The sequence below is a fragment of the Desulfobacter sp. genome, from assembly GCA_028768525.1.
Taxonomy (GTDB): Bacteria; Desulfobacterota; Desulfobacteria; order Desulfobacterales; family Desulfobacteraceae; genus Desulfobacter.
This window is the reverse complement of the sequence record CP054837.1, coordinates 5,119,645-5,145,731: the sequence shown is the minus strand read 5'-3', so window position 1 is coordinate 5,145,731 and position 26,087 is coordinate 5,119,645. Positions and strand designations below refer to the sequence as shown.

At 54.2% G+C, this 26,087-nt stretch carries 20 protein-coding genes; 8 read left to right on the top strand and 12 right to left on the bottom strand.

All coding sequences use genetic code 11. The features are described 5' to 3' along the window. Nucleotides 1-18 precede the first annotated feature (18 nt). Nucleotides 19-1,467, bottom strand: a complete 1,449-nt coding sequence (locus HUN04_22605) for a DUF3365 domain-containing protein (GenBank protein WDP92359.1) — start codon at nucleotides 1,465-1,467, stop codon at nucleotides 19-21. 185 nt (nucleotides 1,468-1,652) lie between these two features. Between HUN04_22605 and psd the strand changes: the two genes are divergently transcribed. Genes psd through HUN04_22590 form a run of 3 tightly spaced genes read left to right on the top strand, consistent with a single transcriptional unit; the run spans nucleotide 1,653 to nucleotide 4,105 of the window. Next, nucleotides 1,653-2,456 (top strand): phosphatidylserine decarboxylase, encoded by an 804-nt coding sequence (psd, locus tag HUN04_22600; protein WDP92358.1) that lies wholly within the window; start codon nucleotides 1,653-1,655, stop codon nucleotides 2,454-2,456. Between the two features lie 56 nt (nucleotides 2,457-2,512). Then, the gene (locus tag HUN04_22595; protein WDP92357.1) at nucleotides 2,513-3,163 is read left to right on the top strand and encodes a DUF47 family protein; all 651 of its coding nucleotides are present in this window, start codon (nucleotides 2,513-2,515) and stop codon (nucleotides 3,161-3,163) included. Beyond that, on the top strand, nucleotides 3,164-4,105 hold the full coding sequence (locus HUN04_22590; GenBank protein ID WDP92356.1) for an inorganic phosphate transporter: 942 nt from the start codon (nucleotides 3,164-3,166) through the stop codon (nucleotides 4,103-4,105). A gap of 18 nt (nucleotides 4,106-4,123) precedes the next feature. Here HUN04_22590 and HUN04_22585 read toward each other — a convergent pair whose 3' ends face one another. The 8 genes from HUN04_22585 to HUN04_22550 form a co-directional block, all read right to left on the bottom strand. Beyond that, complete coding sequence (locus HUN04_22585) at nucleotides 4,124-5,050, bottom strand: hypothetical protein (protein ID WDP92355.1); 927 nt, start codon at nucleotides 5,048-5,050, stop codon at nucleotides 4,124-4,126. Nucleotides 5,051-5,078: 28 nt separating this feature from the next. After that, entirely contained in the window at nucleotides 5,079-5,999 is a 921-nt protein-coding gene (locus HUN04_22580; protein WDP92354.1) for a hypothetical protein, read from the bottom strand. Nucleotides 6,000-6,036: 37 nt separating this feature from the next. After that, nucleotides 6,037-7,137, bottom strand: coding sequence for an aminopeptidase P family protein (locus tag HUN04_22575; GenBank protein WDP92353.1), 1,101 nt, complete (start codon nucleotides 7,135-7,137; stop codon nucleotides 6,037-6,039). Between the two features lie 14 nt (nucleotides 7,138-7,151). Beyond that, on the bottom strand, nucleotides 7,152-8,129 hold the full coding sequence (locus HUN04_22570) for an ABC transporter ATP-binding protein (GenBank protein ID WDP92352.1): 978 nt from the start codon (nucleotides 8,127-8,129) through the stop codon (nucleotides 7,152-7,154). Between the two features lie 16 nt (nucleotides 8,130-8,145). Further along, nucleotides 8,146-9,099 carry an ATP-binding cassette domain-containing protein gene (locus tag HUN04_22565; GenBank protein WDP92351.1) on the bottom strand — a complete coding sequence of 318 codons (954 nt, stop codon included), beginning with the start codon at nucleotides 9,097-9,099 and terminating at the stop codon, nucleotides 8,146-8,148. Between the two features lie 43 nt (nucleotides 9,100-9,142). Further along, a complete protein-coding gene (gene dppC / locus HUN04_22560; protein WDP92350.1) occupies nucleotides 9,143-10,078 on the bottom strand; it encodes a dipeptide ABC transporter permease DppC in 936 nt (311 codons plus the stop codon). Between the two features lie 11 nt (nucleotides 10,079-10,089). Further along, nucleotides 10,090-11,097, bottom strand: coding sequence for an ABC transporter permease subunit (locus HUN04_22555; GenBank protein ID WDP92349.1), 1,008 nt, complete (start codon nucleotides 11,095-11,097; stop codon nucleotides 10,090-10,092). 68 nt (nucleotides 11,098-11,165) lie between these two features. Further along, nucleotides 11,166-12,761 (bottom strand): ABC transporter substrate-binding protein, encoded by a 1,596-nt coding sequence (locus HUN04_22550; GenBank protein ID WDP92348.1) that lies wholly within the window; start codon nucleotides 12,759-12,761, stop codon nucleotides 11,166-11,168. A gap of 262 nt (nucleotides 12,762-13,023) precedes the next feature. On the opposite strand from HUN04_22550, the gene HUN04_22545 reads away from it, so the two are divergent. Next, the gene (locus HUN04_22545) at nucleotides 13,024-13,488 is read left to right on the top strand and encodes a DUF3124 domain-containing protein (GenBank protein ID WDP92347.1); all 465 of its coding nucleotides are present in this window, start codon (nucleotides 13,024-13,026) and stop codon (nucleotides 13,486-13,488) included. Between the two features lie 81 nt (nucleotides 13,489-13,569). Here the strand turns inward: HUN04_22545 and HUN04_22540 are convergent, their stop codons facing one another. The 3 genes from HUN04_22540 to HUN04_22530 all read right to left on the bottom strand — a co-directional run bounded on the left by HUN04_22540 (nucleotide 13,570) and on the right by HUN04_22530 (nucleotide 19,945). Further along, nucleotides 13,570-15,936 carry a PAS domain S-box protein gene (locus tag HUN04_22540; GenBank protein WDP92346.1) on the bottom strand — a complete coding sequence of 789 codons (2,367 nt, stop codon included), beginning with the start codon at nucleotides 15,934-15,936 and terminating at the stop codon, nucleotides 13,570-13,572. Between the two features lie 204 nt (nucleotides 15,937-16,140). Beyond that, entirely contained in the window at nucleotides 16,141-16,992 is an 852-nt protein-coding gene (locus HUN04_22535) for an oxidoreductase (protein WDP92345.1), read from the bottom strand. Nucleotides 16,993-17,014: 22 nt separating this feature from the next. Continuing rightward, nucleotides 17,015-19,945 carry a molybdopterin-dependent oxidoreductase gene (locus HUN04_22530; protein WDP93377.1) on the bottom strand — a complete coding sequence of 977 codons (2,931 nt, stop codon included), beginning with the start codon at nucleotides 19,943-19,945 and terminating at the stop codon, nucleotides 17,015-17,017. Between the two features lie 333 nt (nucleotides 19,946-20,278). Between HUN04_22530 and HUN04_22525 the strand changes: the two genes are divergently transcribed. The 4 genes from HUN04_22525 (at nucleotide 20,279) to HUN04_22510 (ending at nucleotide 26,001) form a co-directional block, all read left to right on the top strand. Continuing rightward, nucleotides 20,279-21,874: a sigma 54-interacting transcriptional regulator gene (locus tag HUN04_22525; protein ID WDP92344.1), complete on the top strand. Its 1,596-nt coding sequence runs from the start codon at nucleotides 20,279-20,281 to the stop codon at nucleotides 21,872-21,874. Beyond that, the gene (locus HUN04_22520) at nucleotides 21,874-23,733 is read left to right on the top strand and encodes a GNAT family N-acetyltransferase (protein ID WDP92343.1); all 1,860 of its coding nucleotides are present in this window, start codon (nucleotides 21,874-21,876) and stop codon (nucleotides 23,731-23,733) included. The genes HUN04_22525 and HUN04_22520 overlap by 1 nt, the downstream gene beginning before the upstream one ends. Nucleotides 23,734-24,608: 875 nt before the next feature. After that, nucleotides 24,609-25,394: a hypothetical protein gene (locus tag HUN04_22515; protein ID WDP92342.1), complete on the top strand. Its 786-nt coding sequence runs from the start codon at nucleotides 24,609-24,611 to the stop codon at nucleotides 25,392-25,394. A gap of 223 nt (nucleotides 25,395-25,617) precedes the next feature. Next, on the top strand, nucleotides 25,618-26,001 hold the full coding sequence (locus HUN04_22510; protein WDP92341.1) for a hypothetical protein: 384 nt from the start codon (nucleotides 25,618-25,620) through the stop codon (nucleotides 25,999-26,001). The last annotated feature ends 86 nt before the right edge of the window (nucleotides 26,002-26,087 follow it).

Here is a 26,087-nt window from a genome sequence, read left to right as displayed (position 1 = left end):
GAGGACGGTGCCAATGATTTAAGACTTACTGCCCCGGCCACCGGAATCATTATCCGGGCCCAGATCCCGGGGAGTGATGTCCGCAATCTGTGAATTGAGGTAGGGCTTTGTCCTGTATGTGGTCAGATTCATAAGATTTCGGGTCATTCCGCCCATTCTGTCCGCTGCCTCGGCAATGTTGCGCAGAGCCTTTTCAATTGTTTTATCCAGCTCCCCGTCATCCGCCAGCAGCTCACAATTTCCCGCAATGACCTGAAGGGGTTGGTTGAATTCATGGCAGACGCCGCCGGCCATTTCCAGCACCACCTGGAGCCGTTCCTTTTCCAGCAGTTCTTTTTCAGCCTTCTTTTTATCCGTGATGTCGATGAAGCATTCCAGGAGGACTTTTCTGTCGTCTATTTCCGTGGTGATCACGGTTTTCAAAACCGGCACCCGTTGCCCGTCATAGGTCAGGATCTCGCGTTCCGATTTATCCAGGTGCAGTCCCTGATCAATCACCGGGCAGTTTTTCTTATCCGCCGGACAGATGTAGTCGGTACAAATTTTCCCGGCCAGTTTCTCCAAAGCGCATCCAAAGACCGATAGGGCATGGGGATTGGCATCCACAATGGCCCGTGTGTCATAATCAATGACCACAATCCCCACGGGAAGTTTGGCCAGGAGTGCTTCCAGGCGGTCTGTGAGTTGTTTTTGCTTTTGTTCCGCCTCAAGCTGCAGGGCAAAGGCGGTGCTCAGCTTCCTGTACCCAAGGTGTATGCCTGCCATGCCCACCATGAAAATAACAAAATGGGAAAGCGCCAATTTCCGGATTTCCCCCCTTTCATAGGCCAGGTAAGGGGCCATGGGAATGGAAATACCGACCCCGCCCCGGATATCCCCGACCTTATACCCCTGTTTTGCATGGCATTTGAGGCATTCCTCTTTTGTGAACATGGGCTGAATCAGCCGCAGGTGGGGCTGGCCATTGATATCAATATACTCAAAAACCTCCTTTCCCCCCGATTCAAATGCCTGCAGGGCCGCTCTCTCCCAGGGGTCAGGCAAATTTTCCTCACGAAAGGGTTTAAGGCTGGTAATCCGCCCCTTTACGCCGTAGAGACCGGCATACTCATCCATCATCTGCCGGAGCATATAGGCCGGATTCATCAGGGTGAGCTTTTTCCCCGAAGGGGTGATGATGTTCTGCTCAGGGATATGGGAAAGGTGAGGATTGGGCGGGGTCCGTTCGTCGACTGGAACGTAAACCCCTCCGTGGGCCGTTGCCCAGAACCGGGCGGCCTGGTCCTTGTTGAAATGACTGCGCGCCTCTTTCACCGCCATCAAGCGGATGGTCTTACGTGTCTGAAATATATTCCAGGCCAGGGACGAGGCGATGACGGCAGCCCATACAACGGCCAGCATCACAGCATAAAACCTCATGCCACGGGCAAAACTGGCCGGCGAATTTGATTGTCCGGAATCCCTCATGTATTTATCCTGAAATTTTTTGATTTAGGAACACGCTGCATCCATAAAAAAGTAGTAAGACGGATGCACCGCCTTTGTCAAGAAAAGACTCGCCGATCCGTTATCCGGCTTTCCCTGTTTGATTTTTTAACGGATCGGGCATATATAGATGCTTGAAGGAAATATAATAACCATAAGGAAACACCATGATAAAGTCAGTATTAACCCTTCTTTCCATGCCTGTTCTGAGCCGGGCCTACGGCAGGATCGTCGCCATCCAAAAGCCCGGTTTTCTGGTCAAGGCATTAATCAGGCGATTTGCCGCTGTTTATAATATCGATATGAAAGATTACCGGGGCAGCCTATCGGACTACCCTTCCCTGCAAAAATTTTTTGTCCGGCCCCTGAACCCGGAAACCAGGCCCCTAACAGCCGATCCCAACGCATTTCTATCCCCTGCCGACGGTGTTCTGGCGGAACTGCAAGAGATCAACACCGATGCGGCCACCCAGGTTAAAGGCTGGCAGTACAGGGTGTCCCAGCTGACAGGTATGACCGAAGACTGGGAAAAGGGCTGGTGGCTGGCCGTCGTCTACCTTTCCCCATCCAATTACCACCGCTACCATTACCCCCTGGACAGCCGCCTGGACCAGCTCACCCATCTTGGCAACCGGCTTTTTCCTGTAAACAGGGCCGGGGTCAACCATATTAAAAACCTGTTTATCCGCAACGAACGGGTAACCGCCAGCTTCACCGCCAGGGAACATCGTTTCCATGTGGTGGCCGTGGGTGCCACCTTTGTGGGCTCCATTGAAATGACGGCCCATTCCGCACCGTTCACCCCCGGCCGGCGTATTCCCGTTAACAGGCAGGTCCGCCAGAATGAGGAAATGGGACGATTTAACATGGGCTCCACCCTTGTCATTCTCCTGCCCCGGGATATGGCGTCCCCTGCGGCAACCCCTGGGACAGCCGTAAAAACAGGCAGCCCCCTTTTCAGGATTGTTTAACCCCACGGCGTCAAAGCCCTCTGACCATTTTAAATTATAAGGACAGCGCATCCCGAATGTTTAAATTGTTTTTCCAAAAAGAAAAAAAAGTCGAGAAACTGATCTACGCCTATCTGGAAAATTTCAACCTCAGCTGCGAGGCATTCCAAAAGGCCATTTTTTCATGCATCAATGACCCCTATTGCGAGGAATTCAATTTCCTCAAGAATCAGACCCACAAATACGAGTCCAAAGCCGACGATATAAAAAACGAATTAAACAACCTCATGTACGGCAAAATCCTGATCCCAGACTCCAGGGAAGACATTATGAGGCTGATCTTGGCCCTGGACAAAATCCCCGGTATTATGGAAACCGTCCTGTCCATGATCAAATACCAGCATCTGCTGCTTCCAAATCATATGATACCGGATCTCAGGGACCTCATTGATGCCAGCATGAAGGCCTGCCGCATCATCCCCCTGCAGGTGAACTGTCTGGTGAAAAAAGAAAAAGGCATCCGGGAATTCATGAAGCAGGTGGACCAAAAGGAAAGCTATTGCGACCATATTGAGAAAAAACTGATTAAATCGGTGTTCAATTCAGATATGGATCCATTCCTGAAGCTCCAGCTCCGGGATCTCATCCTTAAGCTGGGCGACATTTCGGACCAGGCGGACCGGGTTTCCAAGCGAATGAATATTCTCGCATTAAAAAGGCAGGTATAAATGGTTTCCCTTTTGGGCGGCATTTTCATGGGCTGGGCCCTGGGTGCCAACGATGCCTCCAATGTATTCGGAACGGCCGTCGGGGCCAGGATGATGAAATTCTGGACCGCGGCAATCCTGGCGGCATTTTTTGTACTCCTGGGGTCTGTGATTTCCGGCCAGGCCGGTATTGAAACCCTGCAGGGCCTGACCACTTTCGAACTCTCCCAGGCCGTTATCGCCTCAGTGGCTGCGGCCCTGGCCGTGAGCATCATGACCCTGGCCGGCTGGCCCGTCTCCACCTCCCAGGCCGTGGTGGGCGCCATCATCGGCGTGGGCATCATGAACCACCAGCTGAACATTTCCGGATTGGGAAAAGTCGCCGCCTGCTGGTTCACCACCCCCATCGGCGGGGCCCTTATCGCCTTTGCCCTGTATAAGGTCTGTGCCTTTTTTTATAACCGGGTCAAAATGAGCCTATTCACCTCGGACCGGCTCATGAAAATCGGCTTTGTCATCTTCGGTTCCTACGGTGCCTATGCCCTGGGTGCCAACAATGTCGCCAACGTCACCGCCGTATTTGTGGGCGCCGGCAAACTCACCGTATTCCAGGCAGCCCTCATCGGCGGGGCCAGTATCGCCCTGGGTATACTGACATTTTCCCGGCATGTCATGGAAACCGTGGGGAACAAACTGGTGAAATTGGACCCTTTTTCGGCGTTAATGGTTTCCATTTCCCTGGGACTCACCATCCACATCTACACCCTCATCGGGGTCCCCGTATCCAGCTCCCAGGCCATCATTGGCGGGCTTTTGGGCATCGGGATAATCAAGGGCACCAACACGGTGAGCCGGGCCACCCTCAGGGGGATTTTCCTGGCCTGGTTTCTCACCCCCGTGATCGCCTGTGCCCTGGCCCTGACCCTGTTCTTCATTACCCACCTGGAATACGTGGGACCATAGCCGGCCGAGGCGTACGGATCAACTGAATATTTTTTTAATGCCGGCGGCAAAGCCACCGCCGGCGGCTGCCTTTTCGGCTTCGATTTCCGTTTTAAAGGTGTGAACAAGAAACTGAAAATCGTTTTTCTTGTCGTCGGGCTTACTGGATAATTTTTTGATGAATTTTCGGAATCTTACAACATCCTGAAATTCCGGCAGGGTCAAAAAAAGATTGATGAGCCCGAGGATGGTATCGTTGTTTATGGGCTTTTTGCCGAAAACAGAATACTCTTTGAGAAACGTGTTTAAAAACTGGGTATGCTGGGGCCTGAGCTGCCTGATCTTGGGCAGGGCCTGGATGGCGGTGCTGGGGGTTGTCTCTTTTACTCCATAGCAGATATTGTAAAAAACCGTTGCCTGATCCGGACGTATCAATTTCTCCTGAAGCTCTTTTTCATACCCCTCCTTGCCCAGTTCCTTGGGATTGCCCTGGGGCAGTGCCGCCGTGAAAAACCGGTTCAGCGGTCCGGGCCCCCCGCCTTTAAGGTCAACAAAGGCGCGAAGGATAAGCAATCTTTCCTTTCCGAATTTCTTAATGGGCAGTACGGCGTTGAGAATATTTTTGGCAGTGAATCCCTTTTCCTGGCAAATCACCTTGAGGATACCGAGCTGTTCGGCATTCAAGTCTTCCATGCGCTGGATCAGGACCTTAATATCGATCAGGGTGACGCTCTTTCCCTCGCACAGGATTTTTAAAATATTATACCGGGTGGAATCCGGTTCCACATTCAGCCCCTGGGCGATCTGCTTAAAATCGACCTTTTCCTCATTCAGGGACGGGATCACCAGCAGCTTCTTTTTTTTGACTTCCTCTTCACCGGACTCAGTCACCGCCTTTATAATTTCCCGGCGGGTCATTTTCCGGTTGTGGTTCCTCAATGGGGTGTTCTCATTGATATCGCTCATATGCCGCTCCCAATGGTGAAGTTAAGTTTCAGCCCTTAAACAGGCTCCGGATACCTGAAGCTGAACGCTGCTCGCTTTCAACTTCATCCCTGAAGGCCTGGAGAAGATACTGGAAATCTTTTTTTTGGTTGTCCGGCCTCCTGGACATTTTTTTAACCATCTTGTTGAACCTTTCGGAATCGGTTAGCTCCGGCAGGCTTTGAAGCAGATTAACCAGCCCCACAATATTGTCATCGGTAATATGCTTTTCCCCGAAGCAGACACCAGCCTTGAGGAACTTGCTGATTAACCGGCTATGCTGCAAGCCGAAACTCCGGATTCTTAAAAGGAGGGATATGGCGTTGCCGTGGGAGATGGCCGGCACTTCGGTGCACAGGGTGTAGAAGGCATCCACCTGGTCCGGGCGCATGGCCTTCTCCCTTAGCTCCTGTTCGTATTGTTCCCTACCCATTTCCTGGGGGCTGCCCTGGGGCAGTATCACTGAAAAAAAACGGTTAAGGGGACCCGGCCCAACCCGGTCCAGGTCCACAAAGGCACGGAGGGCAAGCAGTTTGGTGGTTCCGGTTTTTTTAATGGATTGGATGACATCCAGGATTCTTTTTGCAGAGAACTCCCGGCGCCGGCAAATCACCTCAAGGACATCCAACTGCTCGGGGGTCAGGTGTTCAATTCTCTGGATCATGGCCTTGATGTCTATGAGAGAAGCAGTCTTCTCACTGCAATAGGCCTTCAGGATCTCATATTTTTTGGAATCCGGCGCAAGGCCCAGGCCGTCCAGAAATTCCTCCAGAACCACCTTTTCGGATGCCAGGGAAGGAATCACCAGAAACCGTTTTTCGGTTGAGGCTTCAACCCCCGGCTCGGTCACCGCTTTAATGATTTCCTCCCGGCTCATTTTCCGATTCGGATCTTCCCGGGGGGCTATGTCATCGTCTTCTATCTCATTCATATGCCGCTTCCTGGCAGTGATTTTAGAAACCGCCGGGTCAAATAATGGTCAGTTCCCGGTCGGACCGGTTCAGGGTTTCCCCCTCGCCCTTTTCATTCACAATATAAATATCCTCGATACGCATGCCCACCTCGCCGGGGATGTAGATGCCCGGTTCAATACTGAAGGCCATGCCCGGCGCCAGCACCCGGGGGCTGTTCCCCCGGATAAAGGGTTCTTCGTGGACATCCATGCCGATGCCGTGTCCGGTGCGGTTGAGGAAATACTCCCCGTATCCGGCCCCCTCAATGATATCCCGGGCCGCCCGGTCCACCTCCCCGGCGGTGACGCCCTGGCGGACAGCGGCAGCCGCCGCCTCAAATGCCTTTTTTACAATGGCGTAAATCTCCCGGTTCCGCTCCCCCGGCTCCCCCAGAAAAAAGGTGCGGGAGGTATCCGAGCAGAACCCGTCCACCATGCAGCCGAAATCCAGGATGATTACATCCTTTTCGGTAATCACCCGGCCGTCCTTGTTGTAATGGGGCCTGGAATTATTGGCCCCCGAGGCCACGATGGGGGTGAAGGAGGGTGCCAGCCCCTGCTTGGCAAAGGCATCCAGGATATAATTTTTAATATCCAGTTCGGTGATGCCCGGCCGGATAAAGGATTTGAGCTCGTCCATGACGGCATCGGCACGGGCGCCGGCCGCCTTCATGGCCCGGATCTGCTCCGGGGTTTTAATGATCCTGCAGGCCGACAGCACCGGGCCGCCGTCCACAAACCGGCAGTCAGGAAACAGGGTCTGGAGCGCCATGAGATCCACGGCACGGACGGCATCGTTGATGCCCACGGCAGCCTGGGTCAGGCCATGGGCTGCAAACCCCTTTTCAACGGCCTGCTGAAAACTGCCGGCATCATCCCAGGTGTACATGGGGGTATTTTCCGGCAGGGCCGCCCCCATATCTTCCTGGTAGAGCCGGTTGGTAACGCAAAAAAGGTCTCCCTTCCGGGTGGCAAACACGGCCTGGAACCGTTCGCATCCCCCGGGGTTGAATCCGATGAGATAATTCATGTCCCCGGAGGGGGGGATGATCATGCAGTCCAGGCCGGCATCGGCCATGGACCGGGTCAATTCTTCGATTTTATCCGATAGTTTCATTTTAGGTCTTTCTGCTATAAAAATTGTTCCGCATTATGGCACGCCACCAGCCGATTTTCAAGGTGCCTGAGCTGGGGGCGTTCAAGGCTGCACAAGTCGGTCCGGTAGCGGCATCTCAGATGAAAGGGGCAGCCCGGAGGGGGATCCAGGGGAGAAGGCAGTTCCCCGCTCAGTCGAATACGGCCCATGCGCCGCTCCCGGTCCACATGGGGGGTGGCGGCCATGAGGGCCACGGTATAGGGGTGGAGGGGCTTTTCAAAAATCACCTTTTTGTCCCCCTGCTCCACCGGCCGTCCCAGGTACATGACCAGCACCTCGTCGCAGATGAGCCGGACCACGGAGAGGTCATGGGAAATAAAGAGATAGGCCAGGTTCATCTCCTCCTGGAGATCCATGAACAGGTTGAGGGCCTGGGCCTGCACCGACACATCCAGGGCCGACACCGGTTCGTCCGCCACCACGATGTCCGGATTGAGCATGAGTGCCCGGGCAATCGCGATGCGCTGGCGCTGCCCCCCTGAAAACATATGGGGATACCTATTATACTGTTCCGGGCTCAACCCCACCTTTTCCATGATAGCCAGGGCCTTTTCCTTTTTTTCGGCCCTGTTCAGATTCGTGTTGATGGTCAAGGGTTCCTGGAGGATGGACCCCACCTTCTTTCTCGGGTTCAGGGAGCCGTATGGGTCCTGGAAGACAATCTGGACCCTGGACCTCAGGCTTTTGCGCTCCTCCCCGGTGCAGGAATTCACATGGATGCCGCCGATGTGAAGTTCTCCGGCCGTTGGGGGCTCAATCATGGTCACCACCCGGGCCAGGGTAGATTTGCCGCATCCCGACTCCCCCACCACGGCCAGGGTTTTCCCCTTTTCAAGGGTGAAGCTCACCCCGTCCATGGCTTTAAGCGATGCCTTTTTCTTAATCAGCCCCCCCTGTTTTACTGTGTAATACCGGGCCAGGTCCTTTGAAACGAGAATGGGATTTTTTTCCATAATGTATGCGCACTCCTTAATTCAGGGGATAATGGCAGCGGATGGCGGCGCCCTGCGCTGTCTGTTCCAGGGTGGGGGAAAGGGTTTTGCACCGCTCCTGGGCCTGGCTGCACCGGGGATGGAAAAGGCAGCCCCCGGGCCGGTCGTACTTGCCCGGCACCACACCGGGGATCACGGGCAGGCGCCTGGAATCTTCATTCCGCTCGGGCAGGGCCGACAGCAGGGCCTGGGTGTAGGGGTGACGGGGGGCCTTGAAAATATTTTTGGCGGTATTTTTCTCCACCACCTGTCCGGCATACATCACCACCACATTTTCAACGGTTTCGGCGATCACGGCCATGTCATGGGTAATGAGGATAAGGGCCATCTGCCGCTCCTTCTGCAGGTCCAGCAGCAGATCCATAATCTGGGCCTGAATGGTCACATCCAGGGCCGTGGTGGGTTCGTCGGCAATGAGCAGGCTGGGGTTGCAGGCAATGGCCATGGCGATCATCACCCGCTGGCACATGCCGCCGGAAAGTTGGTGGGGAAAGCATTTGAGCCGGTCCTCCGGGGCAGGGATCCCCACCTGGCGGAGCAGCTCCAGTGCCCGTTCCTTCCGCTGGGCCCGGCTGCCCCCTTCATGGATTTTAAGGGCCTCCTTTATCTGGAACCCCACGGTGAAGCAGGGGTTGAGGCTGGTCATGGGCTCCTGGAAGATCATGGCCACCTCCTTGCCCGTGATGGCCCGCCGTTTTTTGGAAGCCATGGAAAGCAGGTCCCGGCCGTCGAATGAAAGGGTATCCGCCTCAATGATACCGGGATAGGGGATCAGGCCCATGAGGGCCAGCTGGGTCACGCTTTTGCCCGAACCGGATTCCCCCACAATGCCCAGGACCTGCCCCTTGCCCAGGGAAATGCTCACATCATCCACCGCCTTGAATCCGTCAAAATCCACCGATAGTTTTTCTATTTCAAGCAACTCTGTCATTATCGCACCTTTTTTAACTCTCTATTTCAACTACCTTTTTCAACTATCTCTTCATTTTGGGATCAAGGGCGTCCCTCAGGCCGTCGCCGGCCAGGTTGAACGCCAATACGGTAAGAAGAATGGAAAGGCCGGGGAAGGTCACCACCCACCAGGCCCGCTGGACAAACTGCAGGGCATTGGCCAGCATGGCCCCCCATTCAGGAGTAGGGGGCTGTGCGCCCATGCCCAGGAACCCCAAGGCCGCCGCATCCAGTATGGCCGAGGAAAAGCCCAGGGTGGCCTGGACAATGAGGGGGGCCATGCAGTTGGGCAGCAGTACGATGAACATCATCCTCAGCCGCCCTGCCCCGCAGACCCGGGATGCCGTCACATAATCCTGGGTCTTTTCCGCCATCACCGAGGCCCGGGTCAGGCGGACGTAATGGGGGAGCATGATCACGGCAATGGCCACGATGGCGTTCTGCAGGCTTGGTCCCAGCACCGCCACGATGGCCATGGCAAGGAGCAGGCTGGGCAGGGCCAGCATGATATCCATCAGCCGCATGATGACAATTTCAAAGGCCCCTTCAAAATACCCGGCCGTAAGGCCCAGAAGGATGCCCGTTCCCAGGGAGAGGGTGACGACGATCACGCCCACAAAAAGGGAGAGCCGTGCCCCGTAGATCAGGCGGGAAAGGATGTCCCGGCCCACATCATCGGTGCCCAGCAAAAATTTAGAACTCCCCCCGTCCTGCCAGAAGGGCGGCACCAGGATGGCATCCCGGTATTGCTCAAAGGGGCTGTGGGGGGCCAGAACATCGGCAAAGACGGCCACCAGAATGGCCGCCAGTATGAAATAAAGGCCGGCCACGGCGCCGCGGTTTTCACTGAAGTATTTCCAGAATTCTTTTAAGGGATGGTCCGGCCCCAGGGCGGTGCCGGCAGCGGTGGCAGCCTTAGCAGCGTCAGCGCCGGATGGTGCAATTGAATTTTCAGTCATGGGTCCTCCAATCAGGTGTGCCGGATACGGGGATTGATGATGCCGTAGAGCATGTCAACGCAGAGGTTGACCAGGATGATCATGGTGGCGATGATGAGGATCCCCCCCTGTACCGCCGGATAATCCCGCCGTGAAATGGATTCCACCATCCACTTGCCCACCCCGGGCCAGGCAAAAATGGTCTCGGTGAGGATGGCCCCGGCCAGGAGGACCCCGGTCTGTAGCCCGATCACCGTGATCACCGGAATCATGGCGTTGCGCAGGGCGTGGATCATGGTGATCCTGAAAGGGGAAAGCCCCTTGGCCTTGGCCGTGCGCACATAGTCGGCCTGGAGGACTTCCAGCATGGAGGAGCGGGTCATCCGCGCAATCACGGCCAGGGGGATGGTCCCCAGGACCACGGAGGGCAGAATCAGATGGCGCAGGGCCGACACAAGGGCCCCTTTTTCATCGGACCGCCAGGCGTCGATGATCATGAAGCCCGTATCCGCATCGATCCAGAACATGGCCGAAATCCGCCCCGATACCGGTGTCCATCCCAGATGGACGGAAAAGAGCAGGATAAACAATATCCCCAGCCAGAAAATGGGCATGGAATAGCCGGTCAGGGACACGGCCATCACCGAATGGTCGAATACCGATCCCCGCTTGACCCCGGCCAGTATCCCCACGGGCAGCCCGATGGCCACCGCAAATATCATGGCACAGATGGACAGCTCCATGGTGGCCGGAAACAGGGAGAAAAACTCCTTGAGGATGGGCTTTTTGGTGACAAAGGATTTTCCCAGGTCCCCGTGGACGACCCCTTTGATATATCTGAAATACTGGACATAAAGCGGGTCATCCAGCCCCATCTGTGCCTTGAGTCTGGCATGGCGGGCCGGATCAATGCCCCGCTCCCCGGCCCGCAGTTCAACCGGGTCCCCGGGAATGAGGTGGATCAGTGAAAAGGTCAGCAGGGTGATGCCGATAAAGGCCGGAAAAATATGGAGAAACCGCCTGAAAATAAATTGAATCATAATCTCAATGTTTTTGGAGGTTCATAAAAGCGAAGGGCCGGAAGCGTTGCCGCCCCGGCCCTTTTGTCTTATTTGAGGTCTACACCGTAGAAGATGTGCCCGCCAAAGGGATCGATTTTATAATCAACCACCTCTTTTCTGATGGGTTCATAGACCACGGAATGGCCGATGGTGACCCAGGGGGCCTGTTCCTTGAATATCTTCTGGGCTTCACGGTAGAGCTGGGTTCTGACCGCAACGTCGGAAGTGGTTTTGGCCTGTACCAGCAGGTCGTTAAAGGGCTTGTAGCACCATCTGGCGCGGTTGGCAGAGCCGATGGCATCGCAGCCCAGCAGCACGTTGAGGAAGTTGTCGGGATCGCCGTTGTCGCCGGTCCATCCCAGGAGCACGGTTTCATGTTCCCCTTCCTTCGAGCGTTTCAGGTATTCCCCCCATTCAAAGGAAACGATTTTGGCCTTGACCCCGACCTTGGCCCAGTCGGCCTGGATCATTTCAGCCATGCGGCGGGCATTGGGGTTGTATGGGCGCTGTACGGGCATGGCCCAGATATTGGTTTCAAATCCGTCCTTAAACCCGGCGTCGGCCAGCATCTTTTTGGCGGCTTCGGGGTCATAGGGATAATCTTTGATGCTTTCATTGTAGGACCAGATGGTCGGGGGGATGGGGTTGACGGCGGCCTTGCCGGCCCCCTGGTAGATGGCATCGATGATGGCCGCTTTGTTCACGGCCATGTTCAGGGCTTTTCTGACCTTAAGGTTGTCAAAAGGTTTTTTCTCGGTGTTGAACCCGAGATAGCCCACGTTCAGCCCTTCCTGCTCCATCAGATTTACCTTGGGGTCTTTTTTCATCAGGGCCAGGTCCGCCGGGTTGGGATAGGGCATGACGTGGCATTCACCGGCTTTCAGCTTGGCATAGCGGACAGAGGGATCAGGGGTGATGGAGAATACCAGTTTATCGATTTTGGCCTTGCCCTGCCAATAGGTGGGATGGGCCTTGTACCGGATCATGGAATCCTTCTGGTAGGAGACGAATACATAGGGGCCGGTGCCGATGGGCTGCTGGTCGAAGTTTTCAGCCGTTCCGGCCGCCATCATCTTGTCGGCATATTCGGCGGAGTGGATGGAGGCGAAATCCATGCCCAGGTTGGCGATGAAAGGGGCCTCGGGGCGGGTGAGCTTGAAAACGATGGTGTAATCGTCGGTTTTGGTCAGGGATTCAATCAGTTCATCCATGCCCATGGCTTCGTAGTATTCGTAACTTGCGCCGGATACCTTGTGGTAGGGATGGTTTTTGTCCGCCGCCCGGTTAAAGGTGAAGAGTACGTCGTCGGCGTTAAACTGCCGGGTGGGGGTAAAAAATGGGGTTGTGTGGAAATCCACCCCTTTTCTCAGGTGGAAGGTATAGGTTTTGCCGTCTTCGGAGACGTCCCATGAGGTGGCCAGGCCGGGGATGATTTTGGTGGTGCCCCGCTCAAAGAGCACAAGCCGGTCGAAAATCTGCCGGGAGGAGGCGTCAAAGGTGGTGCCTGCGGTGTAGTGGATGGGGGTAAACCCTTCAGGGCTCCCTTCGGAACAATAGACCAGGGTTTTGGCCTGGGCCGATGCGGCAAAAATGCCGAGCATCAGGGCGAAGAACAATGTTAAAACAGCCTTTTGCAATCTCATCTTGTTTCTCTCCTTCAGGTTAACAGTTGACACTGGGTTACGACGACACCTGCCCTCCGGAACCGGGCCGGCATGTAATAAACTTAAAATCGACTTTATACGCCTTCTTTCCGGGGCGCAAGCTAAATATTGGACATGCCCCGGCCGCCCGGTTGGGAAGGGAAGGAATTGGCCCTGGATTTTTTCTCATAAGTCAACTATACATCCATATGATCATTGACTAGAACGCCGGGGCCCGTACCCGGCATGACGGAGAGTAAGCATGAAGCATATTTTAATGGCCTTTTTTATCCTGATGATGACACTGACCGTGACGGCCCCGGACGCTGCCCGGGCAAAAGAAAATTTATCAACGGGCCAGACCGTCTATGTCCCGGCATATTCCCATATCTACAGCGGGAATAAGGAGGTCCAATCCCTTCTGGCCGTCACCTTGAGCATCAGAAATACGGATCCCAACCATCCCATTGAGATCCTCTCCGTGGACTATTACGATACAGAGGGCAAACGCATAAAAAAGCACATTGCAGCGCCTGTGACCCTCAATGCCCTGGGAACCGCCCGGTACGTCATCTCCCAAGGAGATAAATCCGGGGGTTCCGGCGCCAATTTCATGGTTCGGTGGAAGGCCGGCAAACCGGTGAATTTACCCATTATTGAAACCATAATGATCGGCTCCAGGTCTTCATTCACCTCCAGGGGCCAGGAGATATTTCCTTCCCGATAATGCCGGGTGACGCACCTTTGACAGGCCGCCCCGTTTTAATACTCCCGGGGGCGCCTGGATAAACGGATCAGCGGGCGGGACCTATTCAGGGTCGCCTGCCAGCCAGGCATTGATGGTATCTGCATAGACGATGTTCTGGCAGGGTTTGATCAGATGGGCCACCCGGGAGTCCCGGGCGCTGATCTCCTTAATGGACTCTATGAACTCCATGTTTCCGGAAAGGAAGATCACAGGGATATCCGGATTGTTCCGGCGGATGTGGGTATAAATATCCATGCCGTTGAGCCGTCCGGGCAGCAGGTAATCCAGGCTGACCAGGTCGAAATCCTCCCGGTCAAGGGCCTCCAGGGCGGCCTGCCCGTCTGCGGATACCCTTACCTCGTGGAAAAACGGGGCCTGGGTCAATATTTTCTCCTGGACCCCGGAGATGTCCGGCTCGTCTTCCACCAGGAGAATCTTTCTGTTCTGGACCACCTGCTTGTTTTCCATTCGCCGTTTTTCTCTGCGGGTGAGTTCCTTATTGACCAGGGGGATGGTGATGACGAAACAGGTGCCCTCCCCCTCTTTTGAGGTAAACCGGATCCGGCCCCGGTGCTTTTGGATGTATTTTTTAACATTGGCCATGCCGTAACCCGTTCCCCGGATCTCTTTATGGTAATGGCCCAAAAGATCCTTGCTCCCCTTGAGGGTAAAGGATGGGGCGTAGATCCGGTCATGGAAACGTGCCGGAATACCGCACCCGTTGTCCCTGATTTCGATGGAGAGGCCCTTTTTTAAATGGGCCGTTGATATCACCATCCGGGGATGGGGCTGTTTACCCATGGCATGGACCGAATTCTGGATGAGGTTGACCAGGGCATGCTCAATCATGCCCGGATCCGCAAGAAGATCGGGGAGATCGGGGGCAAGTTTCAGGGAGACAGCCACCCCTTCCAGATCTTTTTTCATGAGACTGAGCACCAACGCCAGCTTTTCGTTGATATCGAAAAACTCTTCCTTGGGCTCCTGGTCCCGGGCAAAGGCCACCAGGTTCCTTGTCAGGTTCCTTCCCCTCAGGGTCTGCTCAAGAATGATCCCAAGGGTGGACTTCACGGCCTCGTCCCGGCAGTCGATGAGGGACAATTCGGCGTTGCCCATGATTCCGCCCAGGATATTGTTGAAATCATGGGCCATTTTCCCGGCCACCTGGCCCACCAGGGCGTATTTTTCCTGCTCCGCAGCAAATTTCACCGCATCTTCCCGCTCCTTTTCACTCCGGCGGCGGTCGGTGATATCCCTCACCGTGGACAGAATCATGGTTTTCCCATGGAATTCAAAAAGGCAGGAAGAGAGTTCCACGGGAAAAATTTCATTATTCTTCCGGATGTGCAGGTACTCCGCCACCCGTTTTCCCTTCTTTTCAAGGGCGGCTCTGGACTCGGTGTGGATCCGGCTTTTGCTTCCCGTGTCCGGAATCAGCTCCCAGGGTGACATGGCCAGAAATTCCTCCCGGGTATACCCGTACATTCCGGAGGCGGCATTATTCACCTCCACAAAGTTCAGGAACCCTTCCCCGGAAAAGGGATGGACAAACACGGCATCGGTGATCACGTTAAACAGGGTTCTGAATCTTCTTTCGCTCTCCCCCAGGGCCATTTCCACCTCATGCCGCCGGGTGAGATCGGTGAAACAGGCCCGGATGGCCACCACCTCCCCGTCCTCACGTATGGGGGCGGCATGGACCACACCGAAAACACGGGTGCCGTCCTTTTTGACAAAATGGTTTTCAAAGGGGCCAACCTCAACGCCCTGGCGAAGCCGCTCCATCCATGAGAAGACCGTCCCGAGTCTTTCCCTGGGGATACGGTTTTTGATCTCAGGCGATTGTTCGGCCTCTTCACGGGTGTAGCCGAAATAGGCCAGTCCGGTCCGGTTGATATAAGAAAGGTTCAGTTCAAAATCCACTTCGACAATGGGAAGGGGCAGGAAATCCGCCATCTGCCGGAACCGTGCCTCGCTTTTCTTCAGTTTCAGTTCCATGGCCCGCTGTTCGGTGATATCCCTGGCCGACCCCACGGTTCCCACCATTTCTCCGGCATCGTTGTACAGCGGCGCCTTGTGCACGTCTAAAATCAGGTACCGCCCCCGGACAAAGCCCTCTTCAATAAAAGAGCCCGCTTTCCGGCTCTCCTTGACCACTTCGTCGGAATCCACACAGATATCACCGAAAGTATGCAGATAGCCCCGTTTTCTTTCCCCTTCGGCAAAGTAAAGGTCGTCCTTTCCAACGACATCCTCCGGACTGCCGCATTTGAGAAGGGTGTCGCAGATGGCGCGGTTGGCAAATAGATACCTATTGTTAAGATCCTTGGCCCAGATCATATCCGGGGCATTGTCCATCATCATCTGGAAAAGCGGGGCGCTGCCAATGCCGGGGCATGCTGTTGAGTTTAGATTAGATTTGTCCAATTTTTCCCTTGGAGCTGTCGAAATCAGATCATCGTTAATTTAGTAAAAGGCCACATTAGGAACCAGGTTTCTGCATATCGTATTTTCCGGCCAAAGGCCACAAAAAAAACGGGGGGATCCAGGAACAGGAGGATTTGGATTTGAAGGGGGGCAAATGCCACCCCGGGTCCCGGGAAGCAGCGCCTGCCCCGGGGGGCAGGCGCCCTATATCCATAGGGTCCCGATAAAAGTGCTTGTGGTCAATGCCACTTTTTCCCGGCCCACTTCATTGCCCCTAAAGTGCAGTCGAAGTTCAAACGGGCTGCTGTTTCTGGAGAGGCCGGGAAATCGGAAATCGCCGAAGGCATCCGTTGTCTGCCGGGCGACCAGGTTCTCTTTTTGGAGTAACTCGACCCTCACCCCTTCAACACACTCCTCCACGGCCCCTTTTCCAGTGGCCACACTGCCGGCGATAAAAAACTTGTTATAGAGATCCAGGTTTTTATAAAGGATCCCGGGAACCCGGGAGCCGGAGGGAGGGACAGAGCCGTCGGCCGTTACCAGCCCCTGAGACCGCATATATTCCCCCAGGGATTCATGGGGGATTTTTTGAAAGGTCAGGGCGCCGGTGGGGCACGCCTGGACGCAGCGGGGCTGCTGCCAGCCATTGTCCAGAAGATGGGCGCAGAAGGTGCATTTCTGGGGGGTCTGGTTTTCTTCATTCCACCAGATGGCCCCGTGGGGGCAGGCTGCGGCCAGATCTTTCCGCCCCCTTGATTTTTCCGGATCCACCACCACAATCCCGTCGGGCCGTTTATAAATTTCCCCCTTTGAACACCCGCTCATACATGGGGGATCCGGGCAGTGGAAGCAGGGCCTGGGCATATATGCCACGCTGATACAGGGGAATTGGCCCTGTTCTCTTCTGTGGATATTCATCCACCGGTGGCCGTGGCGGGGCTGGGCCAGGGTGTAAGGCTGCCAGTCATTATCGTAATGCTCATCCTTGCAGGCCAGAAAGCAATTGTTGCAGTTTTCGCATTTTTCAATGTCAATGGTCATGATCCATTTTGCCATGGTTCCACCTCTTTTCCACTGTTTACGCCGCCCAGGCCCGGACCTGAACCAGGCAGGAGTTGGGTGCGGATGAATGGGATCGTTTGATAATATGCCTGTCAGGGGTGAGCAGATTGATGCACCCGCCCCGGTCAGGGGAATTCCCGGGTTCTCCCAGGGGCTCGTACCGGGCCGACCCCTCGCAGGAATGGACCACCCCCGGCGGGATCCGCTGGGTGGGGAAGGCCGCACAGATCACAGATCCCCGGTCATTGAACACCTCCACCAGGTCATGGCGGCCGATCCCCCTTAACTTGGCATCCCCGGCATTGATTCTGACGATCCAATAATGGTGCCCCCCGATTTTCACCCGGTGGTCTTTGACATCGTTCATAAATCCGTCCTTGGCATCGAACATGGTATGAAAGCTGTACCGGGGATGGGGAGAGATGAGCTGGAGGGGGTATTTCTTCTTCAATTCCAGGCTGTGATACCCCTCCCATGAGGGGATGTACTTTGAAATGGGAGGCCGTTCCGGATCATCCGGTGCAAACCGCTTCAAACTTGAGGATTCAAATTCAAGCTTTCCGGACTGGGTCTGGAGGCCGGACCGCCACTTTTCAGTATAATCCGCCGGCAGGGGGGAAGGCTCGGGCACATCTTTTTTTCGTCCTTCCGCAAACCAGCGGTAGGAGACCGGGGCCTTGAGGGCGTCATCGGGGGGCGGCACCACATAATACCCCTTTTTGACGAAGGATTTCCAGGACATCACCTTTGGCAGGTCGCTGGCATCAAAGAGCCTGCGGCACCACTCAAGTTCGGTACAGCCCTCGGAGAATGGTGCGCCCAGGTCCAGGCGCTGGGCCAGTTCCAGGAAAATCTGGTAATCGGATTTGGATTCCCCCAAAGGCGCGATGCATTTGTGCTGAAAGGTGATGATCCTATGGTTCCACTGGGTAAACTGGTGGTGGCTGTAGCCGCCGGAATTAGCGGTTTCCCCGATATCCCAGCGCTCAAAATTGGTGCAGGCAGGGAGGATGACATCGGCGAATTTGGCCTCCCCCTCGAACCAGATGGACTGGTTGACCACAAACTCCAGGTTTTCGCTCTGATATCCCTTTACATAGCGGTTGGCCCCGGGCATGGTGCCGAAATGGGAGCCCCCGTATTTATAATACATTTTCACCGGTGCATGGCCCGGCGCCGGATATTTGAATTTTTTAAACTGCCCTTCAATGCTTTTGGGGTCGCAGGGGTATCCCTCGCAGGTTCCGTTGAGAAAGACCTCGGGAATCCGCAGCCTGGGGATGAGCTGGCTGACGGTATTCATGGTGGGAAGCTGGGGCATCTTCTGGTAGAGGTTGATCCGCAGCCCCGTATTGTCCAGGTCCCCTGACAGCCCCCCTTCCGCGTATCCGGGAAAATAAAAATGAATGTCCACCGGGGTGCCCTGCTGGAGTCCGCCCATGTTAACACCGGGCTTTCCCAGGCCCTGCATGGCCATGAGGCAGACCATGGACCGGGCCCACTCAATGCCGGTGGCGCTCCTGCAGGCTCCCCCGAATCCCACAAGGCCGCCAGGAGCCAGATAGGTCTTCTTCTTACCCCATTCCCGGGCCAGGGCCCTGACATCCCTGGCCGGCACCCCGGTCTCCTTTTCCTGCCATTCCGGGGTCTTTTCAATATTGTCTTCCTCGCCCAGGATATAGGCCTTCCACTTGTCAAATCCCAGGGTGCGCCCGGCCACATAGTCCTTGTCATAAAGATCTTCGGTGATCCAGACATGGGCGATGGCCAGACCCATGGCATTCCCCGTATCCGGCCGGGGGGCCAGCCATTTCCCCCCCAGCAGGGCCGCCGTATGGTTGTAATAGGGGTCGATGTGCACCATTTTGATGCCCAGTTCCTTTGCCCACAGCCGCCGCACGGTTCCCTCAAAGGCGCCGTACACCCCGTTGGTGGCTTCGGGGTCGCTGGACCAGAAGACGATCATTTCGCATTCCTTGAGGCAGTCCTCAATGGTGCCGTAGGTATCCGAGCCCCCGTTTCTCATGCTGTTTCCCCAATGGTGCATGGCCCCCCAGTACCAGCCTTCCCAGCTGTCGGGGTTGTGGGCCACCGGGCTGTACCCGATGGAATTCATGAACCGGGTCCGGGTGGAAAGCCAGTATCCCAGATTCCCCCAGGTGTGGTGGGAACCGCTGCCGTTCATGATGGCACCGGGGCCGTAAGTCTTTTTCATCCGTTTTATTTCGCCGGCAACCATGTCCAGGGCCTCATCCCAGGAGATACGTTCATATCCCGAGATGCCCCGGTTCTGGGGATTCCGTTCCCCATTGGGATCAAAATCCACCCGTTTCATGGGATACAGCAGCCGGTCCGGGGAATAGACCAGGGATCTCAGGGCCATCACATAGGGGGTGACGCTGCCTTTCCGGGGCGGGGTAAAGGTTTTTCCCCGGGCTTCAATCTGCCAGGAGGGGGCGTCGGTGTCATCAAACTCAATGGGGGTAATCCGGATGATCTTTCCATCCCGGACATAAACGAACACCGGTCCCCCGTTGGTATTGCTGGTATAGCGGATCTCCCCGTTTTTCAGCCGCACCCCGTAATCCCGGTCTGAATCAAAGGATTTAAGTCCATTCAACGCCTGCATGAATTGGATCACCTTTTTATCCGGGCCCTGGACATCCACCAGAAAATTTTTCATGGCATGGATCTGGACCAGGTGATTGCCGCTTCGAAGCATCAGTTCCACGGCAGTGGCGGCATCGATAAAAATGAGGCTCACATCCGCCCCCTCACCAACCCTCCTGTGGGACTTAACCTTCCCCTGCTTAAATATAAAGGTCCTTCCCATGGGGGCATTCCGGATCCGGATCTGGGCGGAGAAATCCATTTCCCCGATGCGCTGCCCAAAGGCGCTGTCCAGGAGGGGGCGGGCAAAAAACATGACCTTCAGGCCAAAGAGCATGAAGGCCAGCAACGGCTCCCCAATGATCTGAAGCAGGGAATGGGCGGCTCTTTTGAACATGGACATGGCGGAACTCCTTAGAACAGGGTAAATTGAATTTCCACTTTCACCCCTATTCAGAGCAAAATCCGTTCCATGTTACAGCCCGCTTAAAAAACCTTGTTGCCGCCACGGCACCTTCCTGGTAAAAATGAATGAGATTCCAGAAGGACAGGTAATATCGCACAGATTTACGGGATTTTAAATTATAGAAATGCCCGGCTTTTTTTAGAATCCGGTTGAAGTTAATTATCAAATATGGTTATTCTAATCTCCAAATAAGGAGATTTATCCATGAAATTTCCAAATACGGTAAAAACGATCCCCGCCACGGTGGACGATGCCCTCTTTTTTAAACAGGCCACCCTTTTAATCTGCAGCAGCCTGGACATTGAAACCGCACTCTGGCGGTGCCGGGAGTATATCTGCGACGTTCTCCCCGCCGATGCCATCTACCTGAACATATACGAACCCGCACTGGGGGGGCTGCGCTATGTGGCCAGGGCAGACGCCCGGGGAGGCAAACGGATGGACCGTGTGATCCATCTGCCCCAGGCCCTGATCCATGACATTGAAACCGGGCGGCGCCTGAAAGACCATATGATCATCAACCGGCCGGAGGAAGACCCCATGGGCCGGATCATCGGACGGGAACTGAACCTGGACGAATCCTCCTTTATCGCATTGCGGCTCAGGATAGAGGGACATCGCCTCGGGGTTATTGACCTCTTCGCAAAGGGAAAGGACCGGTTCACCCAGGACCATGCCAGGCTTTTTTCCCTGCTGCGGGACCCCTTTGCCATTGCCATGGCCAATGCCCTCAAGCACCAGGAACTGCATCGGCTGAAAGAGCAACTGGTCTCGGACAACCGCTATCTGAGCCATGAACTCCTGGCCAAAAGCGGAAATGAGGTGATCGGGGCGGACCAGGGGCTCGGCAGTGTGCTGGAAAAGGTCCGGCAGGTGGCGCCGTTGAAAACCACCACCCTGATCCTGGGGGAGACCGGTGTGGGCAAAGAGGTGATTGCCAATGCCATCCACAGACTTTCCCCCCGGAAACACCACCCCTTTATCAAGGTGAACTGCGGGGCCATCCCTGAGAACCTCATTGACAGCGAATTGTTCGGCCACGAAAAAGGGGCCTTCACCGGTGCGGTAAATCAGAAACGGGGACGGTTCGAACGGGCCCACAGGGGCACCATCTTTCTGGATGAAATCGGGGAACTCCCCCCCTGGGCCCAGATCCGGCTGCTCCGTGTACTCCAGACCCAGGAAATCGAACGGGTGGGGGGATCGCCGCCCATCAAGCTGGATATCCGGGTAATTGTGGCCACCCACCGGGACCTCGGGCAGATGGTGGCCCAAAAAAAATTCCGGGAGGACCTCTGGTTCAGAATCAATGCCTTTCCCATTATGATTCCGCCATTGCGGGAACGCAAACCGGATATTCCCCTGCTGGTGGACCATTTTTTAAAAAAGAAAGCCATGGAAATGGGTATCCAGGACCTTCCCCATGTGATGGAAACGGATATGGAGCGGCTCATGGCCCATGACTGGCCGGGCAACGTCAGGGAGCTTGAAAACAGCATTGAACGGGCCTTAATCCAGCACAGGCACGGCCCCCTGCATTTTTCCCCCCCGTCCATGTCCCGGTCCGTGCATATTGACCAGGGTATGCCCCATGCCCCCCGCCCCCAGGAAACAGTGGCCCGGCTGGATGAAGTGGTCAAGGCCTATATCGAAAAAATCGTGGCTGCGGCAGGCGGCCGGGTGAACGGAGAAAGCGGGGCTGCCGCCATGCTGGGGGTCAACCCCAATACCCTCAGGCACCGGATGAAAAAACTGGGTATCGTATACGGCAGGGCCTATAACAAACATAAGGAGGGGTGATGCCGGATAAAAGGTATGAAAAGCGGTTTGTCTCGGCCAGGGAAGCGGCCCGTGCCATTAAAAACGGCAACCGGATTTTTATCGGTTCGGGATGCGGAGAGCCCCGGCACCTGATCCGTGCCCTGGTAAACAATAATGACATCCGGGATGCCATGATCTTCCAGATGCTTTCATTCACCCTGGCCGAATACCTGGAAGATGAGGATTTTTTAAACCGGTTTTCCGTCAAACTTTTTTTTGTTCCGCTGGCCATGCAGGATGCGGCATTTGAAGGAAAAATCGATTATATCCCCACCTACCTCTCCCAGATCCCCACTTTTTTCAGGAGCAACCAGATCGGCCTGGATGTGGCCCTGGTGCAGATCAGCCCCCCGGACCGCTTCGGCGTGGCCAGCCTCGGGGTGTCGGTGGATGTGACCCTGGAGGCCGTAAAAAACGCAAAACTGGTCATCGCCCAGGTCAACCCACGCATGCCCCGGACCCACGGGGACGGTTTCATCCGGGTGGATGACATTGACTACCTGGTACACCATGAGGAAGATTTACAGGAAAACCGCGACGTCCCAATGGATGAAACCATCTGCCGCCGCATCGCCCAATACGTCAAGGAACTCATCGACGACGGCAGCACCCTCCAGGTGGGATACGGCCAGGTGCCCTATGCCCTGCTCAAGTACATCGACAATAAAAACGATCTGGGCATCCACACCCACATGATTGCCGATGCCTTCATCCCCCTGTTTGAAAAGGGGATCATCACCAATAAATACAAGAACTTCATGAAGGACCGGGCCGTGGCCACCTTTTGCATGGGCACCCGGAGGGCCTATGACTACATCGACAACAATATCCAGTTTTATTTCGGCACGGCCGACTTTGTAAACACCCCGGGCATTATCGGGCGCAACGACAATTTTGTCTCCATCAGTTCGGCCCTGGAAGTGGACTTTTCCGGCCAGGTCTGCTCGGATTCCGTGGGCCGGCAGTTTTTCAGCGGCACCGGGGACCAGTCCAACTTTGTCCGGGGCGCCACCCTGTCCAGGGGGGGATTCTCCATCATCGCCCTGCCCTCAACGGCAAAGGACGGAACGGTCTCCAGGATCGTCCCCACCCTGAGCGCCGGTGCCGGGGTGGCCACCCTGAGGGCGGACGTCAACTTTGTGGTCACGGAATACGGCATCGCCCAGCTCAAGGGAAAGAGCATCTACCAGCGGGTCATTGAACTGATCCAGATTGCCCACCCGGATTTCAGAACAGAACTCATGGCTGCCGCCAAGGAACACCACTATATCTTTGCCGACCAGCTTCCCCTGCCGGCGGAGGACCTGATGTTCCTGGAGTCCTATAAAAGCCGGTTCAAGCTGGAAAACAGGAAATATATGGCGGTCCGTCCCCTGCTCCCCTCGGATGAGATCGCCTATCGCAACTTTTTCTACTCCCTGGAAAAGGAAACCATTTTTCTGCGCTTTTTTCATTCCATCTCTATTTTCTCCAGGAAAATGGCCCAGGCGCACTGGGCCGAAATGGACTACCGCAGCTTCATCTCGCTCATCGGCCTGGTCAGGAACAGGCAGAACCACGAAATCATGGCCATCGGCACCTATGCGGAACTGGAAAAGGGCTGGGCCGAAGTCGCCTTTGTGGTCCGGGAGGATTTCCACGGCCAGGGCGTTGCCCACCACCTGCTCACGGAACTGGAAAAAATCGCCCGGGCCAACGGCTACAAGGGATTTGTGGCTACGGTACTTCCGGAGAACAAGGCCATGCAGCACATCTTCCTGTCCCACTATCCCCACGCCTTAACCGAGCCGCGCCCCGGGGACATGGAGATCAGAATGCCCTTTGATCCCCCGGCCTGAACAACCTATATGCCCCGAAATTCAGCCATGACTGATTTTCAAGGAAACGCCATGAACTCGAAACCGTTTTGGGTTTAACCCGGCCACGGCACGGGCGGGCGCTTCCGTTAAAGTATTCCCGGTCGTCCTGACCGGGAATACAGCGAGCGGACTACCGTCTTTGCCGTCCTGGCAGCCGGCAGTCCGCACGCCACTCCAGCGCCCGCCCGCACCTCGGCCTAGTCGCACAGACAAATTGATGCATCTTTCACCTTTCAAAGAATAGCGGCTATTATTGCAGAAACCGGAAAAATCAATTATATCTCAAAATAGGATCTATATTATCGCGGTTTGAGAAGAAGGTTAATATTAAAAATTATCTATAGGGATTCACCATTTGGATATAGGAGCTATAGTTTCGTACCTCATAATTTTCTCTATATTGGGATTTTCTTTCGTATCCACGTTAAAAGTAATAATTCTAACGATCAAAAGAGATACAAGCAACCCTGTTTATTGGGACAAATCCTCAAGAAATATTCTCGTTTTCATGCTCACTTGTTTTCTTATACTCATTATAGGCCTGATGGTTTTTATCATTTTAGTTTGTTTCTTTTCCGAAATAATAAAAGACGTACCGGTAATTTTTATTATGTTCGGGATCACAGGACTTCTGGTCTTCTATTTGTGTGGTGCCGGGTTGGTTATGGGATTAGGAAAATCTGTTGGTGCTTCAGATAAAAGGATGTCAATGGTACTCTCTGAGCTATTTAAAAATAATTCAAAAAAAACATAGCAAATCGTTTATAACGATGCAGCTTAAGCGGCCCACGTCGAATTTCAATTGTCAAACATCATGAAAGGCAAAGGAGCAACATGAAAGGCAAAGGAGCAACATGAAAAAACAAATCCATTTCTATCTATTTATTTTTGCGTGTTTTGCATTCTATGGATGTTTGACCCACGAAGAAATGATCGACAAATTTCTCCCAAAGCATGTTGACACTTTCGCAAAGCAGTCTATCCAAATGGTTAAAGGGAAAAAATTAGATAGCATTTTAGCTCGTTTTGACGAATCAATAAAAGGTGGACAAATAAATAATACTTTGTATTCCATCTTTGATTATATGGATAAGGGGGACATATCAGAAACAATCACCACCGGAGTTCATGTCAAAAAATTAAATAAAAATATCACTTATAACATTTCATACCAATTAAAATATCAGGATAATTATCAACTGGTTAACATCGTCCTTTTTGATGACGGGGGCGGATTAAAGATAAAAGGATTTCATGTAAACGCCCTTCCGGATTCCCTCGATAAATTGCACCGTTTCACTTTCAAAGGTAAATCTTTCAAGCATTACGTATTTTTTCTGCTTAATATTTCCTATATTCTATTTATTACCGTGGCTTTTATCGTTTGTTTGCGAACCAAAAACCTAAAAAGGAAATGGCTCTGGGCGATAGTTACAATTTTAGGTGTAGGAGAACTCCTTTTTAACTGGACGAGTGGAGCATGGAGTATAAAACCATTGAACATTGGTTTCAATATTTCTTCATTCATTCAACCTACGCCCTACATGGCATCAATACTTAAGTTCTATATTCCAGTTGGGGCCATCGCCTTTTTTATAAAAAAAGCGACCATCAAAAGAAAAAAGGCCGTTGAAGGCTAAAAAGCAATTACTGCAGCGGACAGCTTGGAGGGGGTTTAGCCTTCCCCTAAGTTGACCGACTCTGAACGAAACCGTTGTCCGGAGAAATGAAATGAAGTGGGTGTGGGGAATTTGTGTCGCTTTATTGTTTGGCAGTTCGGTTTGGGCCGGTGGGGCAGCCCCCCTGTGGGAGAAGTATATTAAGGCCAAAATCACTTTTCAGGAGGATCTGGCCGTCCTCTTAATGAGATCACATCCGGAGTTTGAAGGCCTGATTACAACTTCCCGGGACCTTCAGATTACCATGACAAAGATGCGCCAGCGGGAGTATTATTATGTGCTCAACACCCACCCGGACAAAATATCCAGGGATAAAGGAGCCGTTCAATGGGCAAATTTCAAGTGGACAAAAGCATATGAAAAGGCGCTGCAGGGAATTGACCCGGAATATGCTGAATTGATGGAGGCCGAAGCCGGATTAAAGGTGAAAAACCAGGGCCATCCGGACTGGCCTGCCGCAAGAGCTGCATTCACGGAAGTAATGAAGACCCGGGAATATAAAGAAATTCTCAAGGCGCTTATGGATAAGATCACCGGAATAGATGAAGGGTTAAGGATGACCAGATAGCCAGGCTTGGGGAAGCTGGCCCGGAGTCTTTGTGGAAGAAGAGTTGAAACAAAAAGGGGGGCATGGGTATTGCCGAAGCGAATGCC